Here is a 1,250-nt window from a genome sequence, read left to right as displayed (position 1 = left end):
GTGCGCGGCGTCGGGCCGCCGCGGGGCCCCTGGGCTAGGGTCCTGATCGGTGCCCTCACACCCGCACCGGCGCCCGCCGGCCCAGGTGGCCGGCACCGCAGGACGCGTCGGGACCCGCCGCGGGAGCCGACGAGGACGTCAGGGAGGGGACGCATGGGACTGCTCGACCGCTGGCGCCGACGCCCCGAGCCCGGCGCGGGGACGGGCGGGGCCGCGCAGCCCGCCCGCCGCCGGCGCCGCCGCGAGACCCCGGCCGCCGTGCCGGGGGAGGCCGCGCTGCGCGAGACCCTGCACGAGGACCCCAACGACGAGGCGGCCTTCACCGCGCTGGTGGAGACCGTGCGCACCCGGGCCGCCGAGGCGCACGTGGCCGACGCCCCGGGCGACGAGGGGCACGAGGCGGAGGACGCCCGCCGCGCCGCCGACAACGCCGTGTGGGCGCTGGCCGAGGAGCTGGCGCAGAGCCCGAGGGCGTGGCGGCCGCTGCTGGTGATGGGCCGGCTGTCGCTGGTGGACGACCGCGAGGCGGCGCTGCGCCGGCTGGGCATCGCCGCCGAGCGCGACCCCTCGGGGCGGGCGCTGGCGGAGGCGCTGGCGATCCTGCGCGAGGCGCACATGAACGACGACGCGCTCAGCCTGGGCGTGGGGCACTGGCGCCCCCGCGAGCACGACGTGGAGGCCGGCCGCCACCTGGTGGCCGCCGCCATCGACTCCGGCCGCCTCGCCGAGGCGCGCCGGCACCTGAAGGCGCTGGGGGAGCACCCCGACCAGGGTCGCGTGGCGCCGCTGCGCGCGGAGCTGGAGGACGCCATCGCGAGGGCGGACAGGGCGCGGCGCTGAGGGCGCCCACCGGCCCGCGCGGGCGGACCGGCCCGCCCGCGCGCGCCGCAGGTGACGTGCGCGTGACGTGGAGGTGACGTGCGGGTGAACCGGGGCCCGCCCGGCTACCGGGCGGCGCCCCGGACGTCACTGGGGTCACACCGCTGGGCCGTTCGAGTGGTTGACAGCGCTCTCACAGGCCGAGAGGGTGTGCTCACCCACAGCCGACGGGGGGGCTCGTCACGAGCGCGGTGGGGTGGAGTTCCAGCTAGGGGACTGCATGCACCTCGCCCCCCGTTGACCGCGACGTCAAGCTCCGGCCGTCTGGTGGTATCCCATGCCTGCAGAGACCTCCCTCCCGATCGCGACCTCCACCCCCGCCGCGGCACCCGCGGTGCGCGCGGGCCGCGCTCCCAGCAGGAGAACCAGAC

The 1,250-nt window shown here is 78.8% G+C and carries 1 protein-coding gene; it reads left to right on the top strand.

Annotated elements, in window-relative coordinates; all coding sequences use genetic code 11:
• Positions 1 to 153 precede the first annotated feature (153 nt).
• On the top strand, positions 154 to 840 hold the full coding sequence (locus GTR00_RS21135; protein WP_166613477.1) for a hypothetical protein: 687 nt from the start codon (positions 154 to 156) through the stop codon (positions 838 to 840).
• Positions 841 to 1,250: the final 410 nt, after the last annotated feature.

This window comes from Kineococcus indalonis (genome assembly GCF_009906395.1).
GTDB lineage: Bacteria > Actinomycetota > Actinomycetes > Actinomycetales > Kineococcaceae > Kineococcus > Kineococcus indalonis.
Note: the sequence above shows the minus strand (reverse complement) of the source record. Positions and strands in the feature narration are given on the sequence as shown.

What these genes read in the sequence shown, in the direction of transcription:
- GTR00_RS21135 (WP_166613477.1), top strand. Translation starts at nt 154, where the DNA reads ATGGGACTGCTCGACCGCTGGCGCCGACGCCCCGAGCCCGGCGCGGGG.